Below are 15,070 nucleotides of genomic sequence, written 5' to 3'. Positions count from 1 at the left end.
TCAGCCCTTCGCTTCGGCCAGCAAGGCGGCGAGCGCGCGCTCGGCCAGCGGCAGTTTGAACTTGTTCTCTTCGGTGGGCTTGGCGCCGGCGAGCAGCTTGGCCATCACAGGCTTGGCGCCACGCGACATGTCCGCGTCGGCTTCCTCGCTGCGCCACGGCTTGGGTGCGACGCCGCCCAGCGCGACGCGGCCGCTGCCGTCCGGCTGGACGATGGCGGCGACCGAGACGAGCGCGAAGGCGTAGGAGGCGCGGTCGCGCACCTTGCGATAGTGCTGCGTGCCGCCGGCCGGCTTCGGCAGCGTCACCGCGGTGATCAGCTCGCCGCGCTCCAGCACGGTCTCGATCTCGGGCGTGTCGCCCGGCAGGCGATGGAAGTCGGCGATCGGGATCGTGCGGGTGGCGCCCTGCGGCTTCACGGTCTCCACCGTGGCGTCGAGGACGCGCATGGCGACGGCCATGTCGGACGGATGCGTGGCGATGCAGGCGTCGCTGCCGCCCACCACTGCGAGCTGGCGGCTGTAGCCGCCCAGCGCCGAACAGCCGCTGCCGGGGCGGCGTTTGTTGCAGGCCATGTTGGTGTCGTAGAAGTAGGGACAACGCGTGCGCTGCAGGAGATTGCCCGCCGTGGTCGCGCGGTTGCGCAACTGGCCCGAGGCGCCCGACAGTAGGGCGCGCGACAGCACCGCATAGTCGCGGCGCACGCGGGCATCGGCCGCGAGATCCGTGTTGCGCACCAGGGCGCCGATGCGCAGGCCACCGTCCGGTGTCGGCTCAATCTTGTCGAGGCCGAGGCCGTTCACATCGATCAGATGCGCCGGCGTCTCGATCTGCAGCTTCATCAGGTCGAGCAGGTTGGTGCCGCCCGCAATGAAGCGCGCGTCCGGCTGGCGTGCGGCGGCGCTGGCGGCCTCGGCGGGCGAGGCGGCGCGTTCGTAGGTGAAGGGCTTCATGCCTTGCTCCCGGCGACTTCGCCGATCGCTTCGACGATGTTGGAATAGGCGCCGCAGCGGCAGATGTTGCCGCTCATGCGCTCGCGCAGTTCGTCGCCGCTCCTCTGCGGCTTGGCGTTCAGGTCGGCGGTGACGTGGCTCGGGATGCCGGCCTCGATCTCCTCCAGCACCGCGACCGCCGAACAGATCTGGCCGGGCGTGCAGTATCCGCACTGATAGCCGTCATGCTTCACGAAGGCGGCCTGCATCGGATGCAGCTTCTCGGGCGTGCCCAGCCCCTCGATCGTGGTGATCTTTCCGCCCTGGTGCATGACCGCGAGGGTGAGGCAGGAATTGATGCGCCGACCGTCGAGAATCACCGTGCAGGCGCCGCACTGGCCGTGATCGCAGCCCTTCTTGGTGCCGCCGAGATGCAGCCCCTCGCGCAGCGCGTCGAGCAGCGTCGTGCGCGGATCGAGATCGAGGTCGCGCGGCTTGCCGTTCACGGTGAAGGAAACCTTGAGCGTGGAACCGGCTGCGCCGGCAGGCGCTGCCGGAGCGGCGGGAGGCGTCTGCGCCCCGGCCCGTGAAGCCACGGCGCCGACCGCGGCGGTGGCGACGGTAGCCGCCATCAGGGTTCGTCTTTTCACGTCGTTTTCGCGGGGGCTTGCCATGGCTGGCTCCTGCTGGGGGTGGCGCCGGTGCGGGTTCAGGCCGCTCAACGTCGCCTCCAGCGGGATCGTTGCGCCGAATCCCAAGCCGCTCTTGCCGCGTGCCGCCTGTAGCAGCTGTGCCCCTGCGCGCCCGCCGTTGGCTTCGAAGACCGAGCAAGCGGGGCTCGGCCAACCCATCCGCGCAGCGGGATCGACCGGCACTCTCTATGGCGAGGCTTCAGAGCGACGGGCCGCTCGGGCGAGCATTCCTCGTGAAGATGCAGTTTCCCCTGCAAGGGCGAAGTGCGCCTTCGCTCACGACTCTCCAACGAGCATGGCCGAAAGGAGGCGAGGGCGAAGTGGAAGGTCCGGACCCGAGTGGACGACGAGGTGCTGAGATACTGGGATGCCCGCCGGTACACGGACCGCCGGATCGCCACTGAGCTCGGAGGCTCGCGGCGGACCATCATCAGACTATCCGACGGCGAATCGCCTGGAGGCTGGAGCACTGCAGCTGGACCATCCTTCAGTAGTACGAGCCGATAGGGCCAAGAGAATCGGCCACCCGCGCGGGGGCCCACGTCGTCACCTGCCGCGGCGAGAGTCTGCACTGACGCTTCAAGATGGGAGCCCCAGTTCGGTCTCAACCCCACATGGTCGCAGTGACGACGAAAGAATGTCATCACGCCTGGGTGACCCGTTGGTTGATTTTCATGAAGGAGAATGACTCCCGCCCGATCTGACTGCAGGGTGTAACGAGGGGGAGACACAAACTAGGAGCAATCAGAGGGTAAGCAGCGCTATGGGTGCCTTGAGATGGACGATCTACCGGCCGGAACAGTTGGTCGTTATCAGCGGCGTCGGAATATTCGACATCTCCTTCGCCACGGCTTTCCGTGAGGCCATGCGGGCAGAGGGTGCCGCCGGCTTCTGCAAGCTGTTCGACTTCAGCCGGCTCGATATCAAGCTCAGCGACCAGGACCTTCAGAGCATGGTTGCCAGCACGCGACTTGCGGGTCCTGTAAAGTCTGGGCCGATCGCGCTCTATCTGGGCAAGACACCGCCGCCGCTCCTCGTGGACATGGCAATCCTCTTGAAAAACAGGATCGGGTACCGCAGGCGGATCCGGCTCTTCACCGACGAGTCCGTTGCACGACAGTGGCTACTGTACGAAGGGCCGGCCTTCAACCCATCGCAGGAGACTGTGCTTCTCCCTCCGGGAGATAGGGTTGCGAAGCTCGCCAGGTGAAGGTGTTGACTCTAGCCGTTGGAATCCTTGGTCGCCCTTTCCCCTGATGGGAGCGTCCGCTCTCAAGCGGGCGGTCACTGAAGACTTTCGGCTTCTCGCGAGCCGTACGGCCAATGCAGCCCCATTCCCTGTTCATCGCTGCGGACCTGTTGCTCTTCACGATCTTGTTCAGCGTCCTCGCCTGGATAGGCCGCAGGGCGTGCGGGTCGCCGAATCTTTTCGAGCGCCAAGGTGACCCCAAGGGGTTCTGGATCGCCGTTGTCGCGTGCCTGGCTCTGATGCTGTGGAGCCTGAAAGCCTGCCCAACTTGCTTGATCGGGTGGCCGAAATGAACGCCGAGCTGGAGAAGCCGTCGGCCAACTCGTGAGGGACGTCGAGCGGCGCCCGTGCCGCGCGCAAACAATTCGTCGAGAAGGCCGCCACGGGTCGAAGACGCCTAAAGCACAGGACTCGATTGGGAATAGGGCAATGGTCCGAACTTGCGCTCGATCCCACGAGGTGCATGCTGCACGCGAAACCCGGGAGCCGTGCGCATGATCAGGGGGACAACCGGCGACGACACGATCGGCCTGGGCATGACCACGCCGGGTGATGACGTCGTGAACGGATGGGGCGGCGACGACTGGATCGACGGCCTTGCCGGCGATGACCGGCTCTACGGCAGCACCGACGACGACACGCTGATGGGCGGGTTCGGCAACGATCGGCTCAATGGTGGCACCGGCGTCGACGCGATGACCGGGGGTGACGGCAATGATCGCTACGCCGTGGACAATGCGGGAGATGTCGTTTCCGAAGCGCCGGGCGGTGGCGTCGACACGATCTGGACCAACCTGTCGACCTACGTGTTGGGCGCCGAGGTCGAGCGGCTGCGCTTCGTGGGGACCGGCGATTTCACGGGGACCGGCAACGAGCTTGCGAATCGCCTGTGGGGCGGCGGAGGCAGCGACACGCTCGCGGGTGGCCTCGGCAACGACAGGCTCGACGGCGGACTGGGTGCCGACACGATGGAGGGTGGCGGCGGGGACGACACCTATTTCGTCGACGATGCGACCGATCGGATCGTCGAGGCGACCGGCGGCGGCACCGATATCGTCCATGCGAGCGTCAACTACAGGCTCGAGGCCGGACAGGAGATCGAACTGCTCCGGGGACTGGGCACGACGGGGCTGATGCTCACCGGCAACGAGTTCGACAACCGCCTGGTGGGCACGTCCGGCGACGATGTGCTCGATGGCGGTGCCGGCAACGACCGCATCCGGGCGGGGGAGGGAAGCGACACCATCACGGCCTCCGGTGCGAGCGCCCTCATCGACGCGGGCGACGGCGACGATACGATCCGGGTCGACGGCACCAGCACCAGTACCGGCTTTGCCGACGGCGGCGCGGGATATGACATCGTCCGATCGGCCGATCTTGGGCAGATGCAGTTCCGCAATGTCGAGGTCCTCGATACCTACTACGGCTTCCTCAGCGCCTCGGTGAGGCAGCTGGCGTCGTTCGATAGCTATACGGCCGACCTTGCCGCGCCCGATGCCCAGATCTCGATTTCCCTGCGCGGAGCCGGGGGCACACTCGATTTCACGGCCGGAATCGGCGGGCAGAACTCGGTGGAAATCCGGGATGCGGGGCTCACGTCGGCGATCTACGTCACCGCATCGGTCAACGCCGACACGCTGTTCGGTTCCGGTTTCAACGACAGGCTGAGCGGCGGCACCGGCGACGACGTGTTGCTGGGCGGCGATGGCCGCGACTCTCTGCTCGGCGGCGCCGACGATGACAGGCTGAACGGCGGAAGCGGAGACGACAGGCTGACCGGCGGCGGCGGGGACGACGTCTTCGTCTTCGATACGCCGATCGGGGGCGGCGTGAACGTCGACCGGATCGCCGATTTCACCTCGGGCGCCGACACGATCGAGATTCATCAGGAATTCTACTTCACGGGCCTGACGACCGGTCAGCTCGATGCATCGCAGTTCGCCCTCGGCAGCGCGACCGGTTCAGGTCCGCAGATCGTCTACGACGCGTCCACGGGCGCGCTGCGCTACGACAGCAACGGCGCGGAGGCCGGCGGCTCCACTCTGTTCGCGGTGCTGACCGGCGCCCCCGCGCTCGCCGCCGCCGACGTCTGGATCGTCTGAACGCGGGACCGCCGTCCCCTCTCGGATCACTTGAACGTGCGGGTCACGTTCCCCGGGGGCTATCGGCGATAGAGAGCTGCGCCGAGCAGGATGACGCCGATGCCCAGCACGCCGCCAATGACGATCAGCGGGGAGCCGCTTGCGAGACCGCCCGTGTCAGAGCCGGCCCATGCCGACCCCGCCGAGCGCGCCGGCGAGCCAGAGAACGAGCAGGATCACGACGATGAGGCCCAGCACGCCGCCGAGCCCGCGCCCGCCATAGCGATTGTAGCCATAGTAGCCACCGCCGCCGCCCAGCAGCACGATCAGCAGGATGATGATCAGTATCGTCGACATGTCAGGGATCCTCGTTGACCCAGTCCGCGACGCCACCTTGATGCAGATCAAGGACAATGGCCGATGGCGGACTTATGAAGGTTCGCTGCGGTAACGCGCGAATCCCACAATCGTTGCACACCTGCGGAGGAAGCCATGAGAAGCGGCCTTGTGCTGGCGGTGCTGCTGCTATCGCTCCCCGCGGCGGGCCAGACTGTCCAGAGCGGTGGCGCTCTCGCGGTTCGGTGGTGCACGGCCTGTCACGTCGTGGAAGCCAGTCAACGCCTGGCCTCCGACAGCGCGCCGAGCTTTCGCGCCATCGCCGCGCGGACCGACACGACGGCGGCGACGCTCGACCGTTATCTCTCCACCGGCCACACGCTGATGCCCGATTTCTCGCTGAGCACCCAGGAGCGGGATGCGCTGGTCACCTATATCCTGAGCCTTCGCCAGAAGCCGTAAGTCCTCAGCGTGCGTTCGAGGCCGATGAACTCGGTGACGCAGACACGCAGAGCCGTCCCCGGGAGTCTTCCGGGCGAGATTGATCCAAGTCGATATCTCACAAAGACCTCACCCCTGAGAGCGAACGCCGTGAGCGTCTCGAAGGGTGAGGTGAGAGGGTCGACTCGAATGGAAGGACTCTAGCGCCCGAAGGTAATGCCGGTGGCCTGCAGCTGGTCGAGCAGTTGGTCGGTGGTTTCCCGGGCGCTGTCGGCCGAGCGGGCGATGAATTTGCTGGCCACGATGTGAACGCGGCGGATCTCCTTCGCGCCCGTCGCCGGATAGAGCACCGCGACGACGGAGAACATCGTCAACTGGCCGCCAGCGGACCCCGAGCTGGAAACGTCCTTCACGTCGATCTCGAGCCGGTGTGTCGGACGGAAGCGCGCGATGACGGGCGCCTGCGAATCGGCGCGGTCGAGTTCGAGAGGCCGGGAGATCACCGTCTCGACCTGTACGCCCTGCGCCACCAGCCGGGCGCTGAGCGCGGAAGCGAGATTGCCCGAATCGAGGTATTTGCTGGACGGCGGGAGCCAGATCAGCAGACGTGTCACGCGATCCGTCTCGGGAGCATCCGTGGGTCTGGTGGCGACGACATTGGGGCCCGACTTGCAGCCCGTAAGGAGCGTGGGGGCGAGCAGCAGGACAGGAGCGGTAGCCCTCATCAGCGACCGCCGTGCGAGGGTTGGTGCGCTCGGGCTCATATCAGCCTGTCCTGACGCAGCCTGCCCACGAGATTGTTCGCGAAATTGTCGGCGGCTTTCTTCGAGGCCGCGCGGAGAAGCCGCGTGCCTGCCGTCTCCGACGCCTCGAAGGTGATGGTCGACAGCCAGATCCGCTTCTGCGTGCCGGCGTCGCGAATCTCGCAGGTCAGCGTGAAGGCGTTCGGGCTGCCCATATCCTTCGAGTAGGATGAGACGCTGATGTTCAGGATCTGTGTCGGCCGGAAGCTTGCAGTTGCCGCCGGCAAGGTGCTCTGGTCGGTTACGAACTCGGTGGTGACACCCGTGGGCGAGAACGCGGTGCGCAGGCTGTCGATCACCTCGTCGATCTTGAGATAGGTCGCCTCCTTGGCCATGACCAGGCCCGACGAGTGCCGGTAGCTCAGGTCCACCGAGACGAGCAGCCGGTCGAGCTTGCGGCCATAGGCGGTGTCGACGTTCGATTCCGTCTTCACCTCGGTCGTGCAGGCAGCCGCGGCCATGCCCACGACGCCGGCAGCCCCCAGCGCCATGAAACTTCTTCTCACGATCATTCCAGTACCTCCCCCGGGAGGAGGAACGCTATACAACGCAGGCGCGAAATTCCAGCACGAGCTCGTGTCACGCGGCGCGTGGCGGCCGACGTGCGACATCGTATTCTCGATCGAGCCTGTTGAGCGGATTCATAGGCGGTGCGGTCGCTCGAGCGATCCGCTCGGCTTCGGCCCTCAGGCAGCAACGTCCATCACGTCGAGCAGGGCCGGGCGAACGGCGAGCTGTTCGACGAACTGGTCGAGCTTGCGGCGGGCCACGGGATTGCTCTGCTGGTGGCGGGTCGCGAGGATCAGCTCGTTCTTCAGCGTGTGTTCGAGGCCGGTGAACTCGGTCACGCGCACCTTGTATCCCTTGGCTTCGAGCACCAGGCCGCGCAGCACGTTGGTGGCATGCGCGCCGAACTCGCGGCGATGCAGCGGATGGCGCCACAGCTGGTCGATCGGCGCGGGCTTGGCATGTTCGAGCAGCGACGCGACCTCGGCCTGGCAACACGGGATCAGCGCCACCACCTTGGCCTCGTGGCGCAGCGCGAAGCGGATGGCGTCGTCGGTGGCGGTGTCGCAGGCATGCAGCGCCGTCACCATGTCGGCGCGGCCGTTCGCCAGCACCGTGTCGGCGATGCCGCCGGCCACGAACGACATGCGCTCGAAGCCGCCGTCGCGGGCCAGCGCCTGCGAGCGCTCGACCAGCTCGGCGCGCACATCGACGCCGACGATCGAGCCGCGCCCGGCGGGACCCACGACGAGGTCGTAGAGGATGAAGCCGAGATAGGACTTGCCGGTGCCGAGATCGGCGATCACCGGATCGTTGCCCTCGGCCAGCAGCGTGTCGATCGAGGGCCGCAGCAGCTGCACGAGGTGCAGCACCTGCTTCAGCTTGCGCCGGGTGTCGAGGTTCAGCCCGCCGTCGCGCGTCAGCACGTGCAGCGCCTTGAGCAGCGTAACGGAACTCTCGCGCGCCGGACCCGGCCACATCTCCGCCAGCACCTTGCGCGCGGCGATCACGTCGGGCCGTTCGCGGGCGGAGGAGGGCGGTCGCTTGTGGGAATGCTGCTTCGACATCGGGGGAGCTTGTGGGCGAGACCGGAGCCCGCCGCAAGCTCCCCGCTTCGTTTCTAGTACCGCGCCGGCAGGGGCAGGATCACCGGGATGGGGGGCGGCGGGATGAGGGGCAGGCCGAGACGATGGTTGAGCTCGGCCACGTCGTCGATCCAGGGCGAGAGGCGGCCGGAGGCGCCGATCGACGGAAAGGGCTCCGTCGTCACCATCTGCCGCACCGTCACCGAGTCCGGCCGCTGCGGGCCCGCGTCATAGGCGAGGTGGAAGCGGCGCCCGTCGGTGAGGCTCGCGACACAGTCCAGCGTGCTGGAGGCCAACGCGCCGAAGGTGCCCGCCTGTCGCGTGCGATAGGCCTCGATCTGCTCCAGGTCTTCGAAGGTGAAACCGTAGGGCTGTTGCGCCGCGAGGTCGAAAGAGCGGCGGATCAGGCTGGCATTCCTTTCGAGCGGATCGCGTGCAGTGGACAGGCAATCGAAGGCGATGGACATGGGCTCTCCCTTACAGATGGTGCAGGCCGCGGCAGCAACGCCAGAACCACGCCCGGTGTTCCCGCTCCGCCCATTCGATCATCACGCCTGCATAGTTTCGCGGGTTGGAGATGGTGGGATGGGCCTTTTCGATGATCTTCGCGGCGTTGAAATGCGCGGTGTATGAATAGGTGCCGACATGGCGCTCGGCGCGATAATGCGCGACCACCTGGCGGGTCATGCCGGTGAGGCGGCCCCAGGCGAGGATCTCCTCGCGTTCGGCCGCCATGCGCTCCCATTCCAGCGCCACTTCCTCGCGCGTGGCGCCCTCGCCGCACTGCACCCTGAGCCGGTGCAGGCGCAGGTCGAGCGCATGTTCGCGCAGCTTCGCGGCCTGGTCCGGGCAGGTGAAGTAATAGCGGCGGATCCAGTTGAACTCGCCGCAGCGCGTGTCGCCGAACTGCATCATCCAGCCGTTCAGTTCGGCCTGCTCGGCCGCCGACCAGTAGCCGCGCCGGATGATGGCGGTGGTGTAGGGGAAGGCCCGCTCGAGCTCTTCCGACGTGTCGCAGCGCACGCGCACCGGCGGATCGGGCGGACGCGGTGAATCGGGACCCATCATCGCGGCCTCCCTTCAGTGATTGCGCACGAAGGAGCGCACGGAGGCCGCCGACAGGAAGCGCGTGACGCTGAAGGCGCGCGAGCCGCACTTGCCGCAGATCACGCCGGCCTCTTCCAGCGTCCGGCGGTCGCCCGCCACCGCCTTCAGCGCGGCGGCTGTGACGACCACGCGGCGCACGCAATGGTCGCATTCGATGCCGATGGGATGCTTGCCCGTGGCGACGTCGTGAAGCGTGAGAACGGTCATCCAGCACCTCCTTGCTGGACGGACTCGTAGGCGAACAAAACAGGAACAACAAGCCACTTAATGCAGGGGCTCGGGGGCGCGGAAACCCGCTAGATGTGGGCTGAAAGCAGTGCTGTCAGCGTCCTTTCAGGCGGTCGCCTTGTAGTCGAAGTCGGCGTCGCTCAGCAGCCAGAAGGCGGAAATCCTGTCGTCGCGCAGCCGGTAGAAATAGTTCACCTCGGTGGTGAAACGCTGGCCGGTGGCGACGAGGGTGCAGGCATAGACGAAGCGGATCGCGAACCGGTCGGTGTCGGCAACGATGTCCCGAATGTCGTAGACGGCGTCGGTGAAATGGAGCCGGTCCCATTCGAGACGCCGCACCACGTCGTCCCGCGTCAGGGCCTGCGCGCGATGATGCCCGACCATGTCGGCGCGATAGAAGCGCGGCACGGCGGCGGGATCGAACGTCTCCCAGACGTCCTGCATCAAGCGAACGGCGAAGGCGCGGGTCGTCTCGGACATGGTCTTCTCCGGCTCAGTCGGCGCTTGCGCCGATATAGGGGATGATCTGCCGGTCGGGCCGGTCGAAGTCGATCAGGATGCGGCCGGGAATCTTCGCGATCTCGAGGTTCCGCATCAGGAAGGCGCGGCTGCCGAAGCGCGGCAGGAACTCCGCCCGCATCTTCGTCCAGTCGCCGAACGCGCAATAGTTCGCGACGGGCAGGGTGCAGGGATCGTGGGGCGGATCGATCTGGGAAAAGCCCAGCGGGTGCCAGTCGTGATAGAGGCTGCCGATGAAGCGGCTGGCCGGGTAGGGGGCCGGGCCGCAGTTGAACCGGCGCGCGAGTTCGCAATAGCGCGGGTACAGGTTGCGGAAGTCGCTGACGCGATACGAGGCGATGTCGGTCGCTTGCAGGTCCTTCGTCTCGGCCTCGGTGAGCGCGTTGGCGCCTTCGAGGAACCGCTCGCCGAGTGCCTCTCCCTTCTCCTGCTCCACCGCGCGGATGATCTGCAGCAGGCCGCGCGCATTGGCCGGATAGAGCTCGGTGCGCCGCGGGAAGATGACGGCCGAGACGTGCTGGCCCTCGCGCAAGCGCAGCCCGTTCTTCTCCAGCGCCTGCTTGGCCGTATAGCCCGCCATCTCCTCGTAGCTCGCGACGAACGAATAGAGCTGGTCCGGCGGCCCGAGCCGCGCCAGCCGGTCGATCGCCAGTCCCGGCTCCGTCTGCGGATCGTAGGCGACCAGGCGGATGAGATGGCCGACAGGGGCGTTGCTCTCCAGATCCGCCCAGGCCTGCGCGGCGCTCATGCGCGCGAACGAAGGCGTCGGCGCGGGGCGAGGCGGGGCGAAGCCGATCGCCACCGCGGCGAGGATCACGGCGGCGGCCAGGCTCGCGAACAGGGCGCTCCTGAGGAGCCGTGTCGGGGAGATTTTCATTCGACCTTCTCTATACCCCGAGACGATCGCCTGTGAGCGAAAGGTCCCTCACTCCGTTCGCGATGACACCGTTTGTTTGATCGGCGCACGGCGCCAATCCCAACAGCATTGTCATCGCGGGCGGGGGAACCCCCGCCCTGGAACATCGCGAGGGACCTTTCCTTTCGCTTCCTTGCCATCTTTCGGACGCGGTCACACCCCACATGCGAGGACATGCTTCGAGGCGACGATCCGGTGACCCCTTTCTCCCGTCTTAGAACCGCGGCCGGCTCCACGCTGGAGGGAATCGCCGCGGCGTTCGATGCCTCGCCGCTCTCGCAGCGGCGCCATCGCATTGCCGTGACCGGGCTGCAGCGCTCGGGCAAGACGGTGTTCATCACCGCCTTCGCCCATGCGCTGCGCACGGCGGCACAGGCGCCGCTGGCGTCCTTCCCGTTCTTTCCCTGGCGCGAGCATGTGCGCGACGTCGAGCTGCTGGCGATCCCGGGCGTCCCGCGCTTTCCCTTCGAGGAGCGGCTGGACCAGCTCCTCGCCGAGCCGCCGGCCTGGCCGGCGCCGACCACCGGCCTGAGCGGCCTTAGGGTGCGCATCCGCCATGGCGATGTCGGGCTGCTGCGCTCGGCGCTCTCGTCCACGGCCACGACCGATCTCGATCTCATCGACTATCCCGGCGAATGGCTTCTGGACCTGCCGATGCTCACCCAGTCGTTCCGCGACTGGTCGCTGCAGATGGAGGAGCTGGCCAACAGCGCCGGTCGCAACGATCTCGCCGCGCCCTGGCTCGACGCGGTGCGCGCGCTCGATCCCGCCGCGCCGGAGAACCCGGCCGAGCTGGCGCGCATCGGCCTGCTCTACCGCGACTATCTCCTGCGCTGCCGCGAGGAGCGCAGCCTGTGCTTCGTGCAGCCCGGACGCTTTGCGCTGGCGGACGAAGCGGCCGATCCCGCCGCTCTGTTCTTCCCGCTCTCGTCGGTGCGCTCGGGCGTGCGGGCGCCCAAACGCGGCACGATGGGCGCCGCGCTGCTGCAGCGCCATGCCGCCTACCTCAGGCAGGTGCGGCAGTTCTACGGCGAGGTCTTCGGCCGCATGGGCAAGCAGGTGCTGCTGGTCGATCTGCTCACCGTGCTGCAGCAGGGCCGCGACGCCTTCACCGATCTCGGTCTCGCCATCCGCAGCATCAGCGACGCCTTCGACGAGCTGCGCAATCCGCTGCTGCGCCTGCTGCCGCTGGCCCGCGTCGACCGGCTGGCGCTGGCCGCGACCAAGGCCGACCATGTCACCGCCGACCAGCATGCCAACCTGGTCAACCTGCTGCGTGACCTGATCGGCGAGCCGTTCCTGCAGGCGACGGCGCGGCAGTCGGGCCTGCTGGCCGTTTCCTCGGTGCGCGCGACCACCGACCTCAAGCTCAAGGTGAACGGGCTCGCCACGCCCTTCCTGCGCGGCATTCCCGCTGGTCGCGCCGAGGTGCTGGACATCCAGCCCGGCGTGATCCCGGGCACCATCCCCGCCGCCGACCAGTGGGCCGAGCACGGCTTCAACATCCGCCGCTTCGAGCCGCCGCGGCTGGGGCCCGCGTTCCGCGACCGGCCGCTGCCGCACGTCAATCTCGACAAGGTCCTCCAGTTCCTCCTCGCGTGAGCATCCTCATGAGCATGACCACCCCCACCCAACCCGTGGCCGAGACACCCCGCCGCCTCGTCGACATGGAGTTCCGGCCGGGCGACCTGCCGCCCGCCGATGCGCCCTCGTTCGACGAGCCGCTGCCCGTGACGACGCGCCCGCCCGCCATCCGCTGGCCCGCCAAGCTGGCCCTGGGCTCGGCCGGCCTGCTGCTGGTGTTCTACGTCGTCGACGGCGCGGTCTCGCTGCTGCAGAGCGCGATCGAACGCGGCAGTCTGCTCGACCTCGCGCAGTTCGGCCTGCTGGTGGCGCTGCTCGTCTCGACCCTGTGGCTGGCGGCCGGCCAGGCCCGTGCCTACGCGCGGCTCAAATCGGCGGAGCGGGCGCGCGAACTGGCCGAGCATCTGGCGCGGCTGGGCGGGGTCGGCAGCGGCGGCCGTCTGGTCGGCGTCCTCGACGCGCTCTACGCCGGCAATCCCGAGGTGCGCGGCAAGCTGGGCGCCGTCTCGGCCGCGCTGCAGCCGCAGCACACCGACGCCGACGTGATCGATCTTTTGAACCGCGAGATCTTCGTGCCGATGGACCGGCAGGCCGACGAGCGAATCCAGCGCGCCGCCCTGCGCGCCAGCCTGGGCGTCGCCGCCTGTCCGCACCCCGCGCTCGACGCGCTGGTCGTGCTGGGCATCGGCATCGCGCTGGTCAAGGACCTGATGCAGATCTACGGCCTGCGCCACAGCGCCCGCGCCGTCTGGCGCATCCTCTCGCACGTGTTCTTCTCGGCCTCCTCGACCGCCGTCATGAGCAGCGTCGTGGAGTTCGCGATGAAGGCCACCCACGACCGCATCGCCGCCGCCGTCGTCGGCACCGCCGGCGAAGCCCTCGTCGTCGCCCGCCGCATCTTCGCGCTCGGCATGCTGGCGAAGGAGGAGATCCGCCCGCTGCCGGCGCCGCGGTGAGAACTGGCTTGTCTTAAAGTTAGCTAACGGCTAATATCTGCTCGTGACTAGGGTCGCGTATAGCAAATCGGCGCTCAAGGTCCTGAGCCGGCTGCAGCCCAAGCTGGCGGCCCGGATCATGGAGAAGGTCGACCAGTTCGCCGCCGATCCGCAAGCGCAGGCCAACAACGTGAAGGCTTTGGCTGGATCGCCCTATATCCGTCTTCGTGTCGGCGACTGGAGAGTCATCATGGACGAGCAGGGCAATGTGCTGCTGGTCCTCGAAATCGGCCCTCGGGGCGACATCTACAAATAGGAGGCGAGCGTGCAGATCATCACCACCCCGAACGGCGAGCGTCTCGTCATCCTGCCGCTCGCCGATTACGAACGCCTCGTCGACGAGGCCGACATCGCCAAGGCGAACAAGATCAAGCACGACATCGCCGCGGGTGACGATGAGGTCGTGCCAGCCGACATCGTGCGCCGTCTCATAGCCGGCGAGAACAAGGTCAAGGTCTGGCGCAGCCATCGCGGACTGTCGGGGCGTGACCTCGCGGCCGCCGCTGGCGTCAGCGCGCCGTTCATCTCCGAGATCGAAAGCGGCAAGAAGGACGGAAGCGTGTCGGTGATGAAGAAGATCGCCGACGTGTTGAAGGTCGATCTCGACGACCTCGTGTGATCCGGCGGCGCTCAGGCGCCGCGTAGCTTCGCCACGTGACGGGCGAGCTTGGCCAGCGTCTGGCCGCCATATTCGACGGCGCCGAAGCCCATCGCGCCGTCGCGCTGCGCCTTCGAGGGGTGCATCTGGCGCAACGTGAGGACGGTCTTGCCGTCGCTCTGCTCGTCGAAGGTGACGAGCATGCGGAAGCGGCCGGGATCCTCGTCGCGGTCGGAGCCATGCTCGACCTCGATCAGCGACGGCGCCTCGAGGCGCAGGAAGCGCATGCGGTTGTCGTAGCGCGTGCCGCCGGGCGCCACCATGTCGAAGCGCCACAGCCCGCCCGGCCGCAGATCGATCTCGCGCGTCTCGACCTCGAAGCCCTCGGGTCCGAACCAGAGCTGGATCTGCTCCGGGTCGGTCCAGGCGGCATAGACGAGGGCGCGCGGCGCATCGATCACGCGGGTCAGCACGATCTCGCGGTCGAGGGGCCAGTCCTGCCACGCGGACGGCGGCGGTGTGTAGGTCGCGCTCATGGTCCTAGTGCTTCCCCTTCAGGCGTTGGACATGGGCTTCCAGGCGATCGAGGCGCCGCTCCCAGGTGGCGACATGCCGGTGGATCCAGGCCTCGGTCTCCTGCAGCGCACGGCGCTCGATCCGGCAGGTCCGCACGCGCCCGGTCTTCTCCGAACTGATCAGCCCGCTCTCTTCGAGCACCCGCACATGCTTCAGGAGCGACGGCAGGGCGATCTCGAACGGCTCGGAAAGCTCGCTCACCGACCGCGGCCCCTCGCACAGCCGACTGACGATCGCCCGCCGGATCGGATCGGAAAGCGCGGCGAAGGTTCGGTCGAGGTCGGGAGAATGGTTAGCCATGACGGAAACTATTGGCCGGCGTGGAGGCACGGTCAAGGAAAAGTTTCACAAGTGGCTAAGTATGGTGGGTGCACAACTGCACCTCGTCGTCTCGACCGGAGCGCCGAAGGCGCGAAGCGGAGA

Annotated in this window: 20 protein-coding genes; 7 read left to right on the top strand and 13 right to left on the bottom strand. The window is 67.4% G+C overall.

Annotation, left to right across the window (positions count from 1 at the left end; translation table 11 throughout):
- On the bottom strand, positions 1-951 hold the full coding sequence (locus tag ACP15H_RS15675; protein ID WP_425067116.1) for an FAD binding domain-containing protein: 951 nt from the start codon (positions 949-951) through the stop codon (positions 1-3).
- Positions 948-1,604, bottom strand: a complete 657-nt coding sequence (gene paoA, locus ACP15H_RS15670) for an aldehyde dehydrogenase iron-sulfur subunit PaoA (protein WP_425067115.1) — start codon at positions 1,602-1,604, stop codon at positions 948-950. The genes ACP15H_RS15675 and paoA overlap by 4 nt, the downstream gene beginning before the upstream one ends.
- A gap of 790 nt (positions 1,605-2,394) precedes the next feature.
- Here paoA and ACP15H_RS15665 point away from each other — a divergent pair.
- Positions 2,395-2,832 (top strand): hypothetical protein, encoded by a 438-nt coding sequence (locus ACP15H_RS15665; protein WP_425067114.1) that lies wholly within the window; start codon positions 2,395-2,397, stop codon positions 2,830-2,832.
- 533 nt (positions 2,833-3,365) lie between these two features.
- The gene (locus tag ACP15H_RS15660) at positions 3,366-4,973 is read left to right on the top strand and encodes a calcium-binding protein (protein ID WP_425067113.1); all 1,608 of its coding nucleotides are present in this window, start codon (positions 3,366-3,368) and stop codon (positions 4,971-4,973) included.
- A gap of 156 nt (positions 4,974-5,129) precedes the next feature.
- On the opposite strand, the gene ACP15H_RS15655 is transcribed toward ACP15H_RS15660, so the two are convergent.
- Positions 5,130-5,309 (bottom strand): DUF3309 family protein, encoded by a 180-nt coding sequence (locus tag ACP15H_RS15655; protein ID WP_425067112.1) that lies wholly within the window; start codon positions 5,307-5,309, stop codon positions 5,130-5,132.
- A 135-nt stretch (positions 5,310-5,444) separates the two neighbouring features.
- On the opposite strand from ACP15H_RS15655, the gene ACP15H_RS15650 reads away from it, so the two are divergent.
- Positions 5,445-5,750: a c-type cytochrome gene (locus ACP15H_RS15650; RefSeq protein ID WP_425067111.1), complete on the top strand. Its 306-nt coding sequence runs from the start codon at positions 5,445-5,447 to the stop codon at positions 5,748-5,750.
- A gap of 179 nt (positions 5,751-5,929) precedes the next feature.
- Here ACP15H_RS15650 and ACP15H_RS15645 read toward each other — a convergent pair whose 3' ends face one another.
- From ACP15H_RS15645 to ACP15H_RS15610, 8 genes are all read right to left on the bottom strand, one after another.
- Complete coding sequence (locus ACP15H_RS15645) at positions 5,930-6,454, bottom strand: hypothetical protein (protein WP_425067110.1); 525 nt, start codon at positions 6,452-6,454, stop codon at positions 5,930-5,932.
- 35 nt (positions 6,455-6,489) lie between these two features.
- On the bottom strand, positions 6,490-7,044 hold the full coding sequence (locus ACP15H_RS15640) for a hypothetical protein (protein ID WP_425067109.1): 555 nt from the start codon (positions 7,042-7,044) through the stop codon (positions 6,490-6,492).
- Positions 7,045-7,218: 174 nt separating this feature from the next.
- On the bottom strand, positions 7,219-8,106 hold the full coding sequence (locus ACP15H_RS15635; protein ID WP_425067108.1) for a class I SAM-dependent methyltransferase: 888 nt from the start codon (positions 8,104-8,106) through the stop codon (positions 7,219-7,221).
- A 53-nt stretch (positions 8,107-8,159) separates the two neighbouring features.
- A complete protein-coding gene (locus tag ACP15H_RS15630) occupies positions 8,160-8,591 on the bottom strand; it encodes a hypothetical protein (RefSeq protein ID WP_425067107.1) in 432 nt (143 codons plus the stop codon).
- Positions 8,592-8,601: 10 nt separating this feature from the next.
- Entirely contained in the window at positions 8,602-9,192 is a 591-nt protein-coding gene (locus tag ACP15H_RS15625) for a hypothetical protein (protein ID WP_425067106.1), read from the bottom strand.
- 12 nt (positions 9,193-9,204) lie between these two features.
- Positions 9,205-9,438: a hypothetical protein gene (locus ACP15H_RS15620; protein ID WP_425067105.1), complete on the bottom strand. Its 234-nt coding sequence runs from the start codon at positions 9,436-9,438 to the stop codon at positions 9,205-9,207.
- Between the two features lie 126 nt (positions 9,439-9,564).
- Positions 9,565-9,939: a DUF1348 family protein gene (locus ACP15H_RS15615; RefSeq protein WP_425067104.1), complete on the bottom strand. Its 375-nt coding sequence runs from the start codon at positions 9,937-9,939 to the stop codon at positions 9,565-9,567.
- A gap of 13 nt (positions 9,940-9,952) precedes the next feature.
- On the bottom strand, positions 9,953-10,855 hold the full coding sequence (locus tag ACP15H_RS15610) for a hypothetical protein (RefSeq protein ID WP_425067103.1): 903 nt from the start codon (positions 10,853-10,855) through the stop codon (positions 9,953-9,955).
- A gap of 234 nt (positions 10,856-11,089) precedes the next feature.
- Between ACP15H_RS15610 and ACP15H_RS15605 the strand changes: the two genes are divergently transcribed.
- Genes ACP15H_RS15605 through ACP15H_RS15590 form a run of 4 tightly spaced genes read left to right on the top strand, consistent with a single transcriptional unit; the run spans position 11,090 to position 14,092 of the window.
- A complete protein-coding gene (locus ACP15H_RS15605) occupies positions 11,090-12,496 on the top strand; it encodes a YcjX family protein (protein WP_425067102.1) in 1,407 nt (468 codons plus the stop codon).
- 14 nt (positions 12,497-12,510) lie between these two features.
- Positions 12,511-13,434, top strand: a complete 924-nt coding sequence (locus tag ACP15H_RS15600; RefSeq protein ID WP_425067101.1) for a DUF697 domain-containing protein — start codon at positions 12,511-12,513, stop codon at positions 13,432-13,434.
- A 43-nt stretch (positions 13,435-13,477) separates the two neighbouring features.
- Positions 13,478-13,729: a type II toxin-antitoxin system RelE family toxin gene (locus ACP15H_RS15595; protein ID WP_425067100.1), complete on the top strand. Its 252-nt coding sequence runs from the start codon at positions 13,478-13,480 to the stop codon at positions 13,727-13,729.
- Between the two features lie 9 nt (positions 13,730-13,738).
- Positions 13,739-14,092, top strand: coding sequence for a helix-turn-helix domain-containing protein (locus tag ACP15H_RS15590; RefSeq protein WP_425067099.1), 354 nt, complete (start codon positions 13,739-13,741; stop codon positions 14,090-14,092).
- Between the two features lie 11 nt (positions 14,093-14,103).
- Here ACP15H_RS15590 and ACP15H_RS15585 read toward each other — a convergent pair whose 3' ends face one another.
- Entirely contained in the window at positions 14,104-14,607 is a 504-nt protein-coding gene (locus ACP15H_RS15585) for an SRPBCC family protein (RefSeq protein WP_425067098.1), read from the bottom strand.
- Between the two features lie 4 nt (positions 14,608-14,611).
- A complete protein-coding gene (locus ACP15H_RS15580) occupies positions 14,612-14,947 on the bottom strand; it encodes an ArsR/SmtB family transcription factor (RefSeq protein ID WP_425067097.1) in 336 nt (111 codons plus the stop codon).
- Positions 14,948-15,070 lie beyond the last annotated feature (123 nt).

This window comes from Reyranella sp. (assembly GCF_965249915.1).
Classification (GTDB): Bacteria; Pseudomonadota; Alphaproteobacteria; order Reyranellales; family Reyranellaceae; genus Reyranella.
The sequence above is the reverse complement of the archived record's forward strand: the minus strand, read 5'-3'. Positions and strand labels throughout refer to the sequence as shown.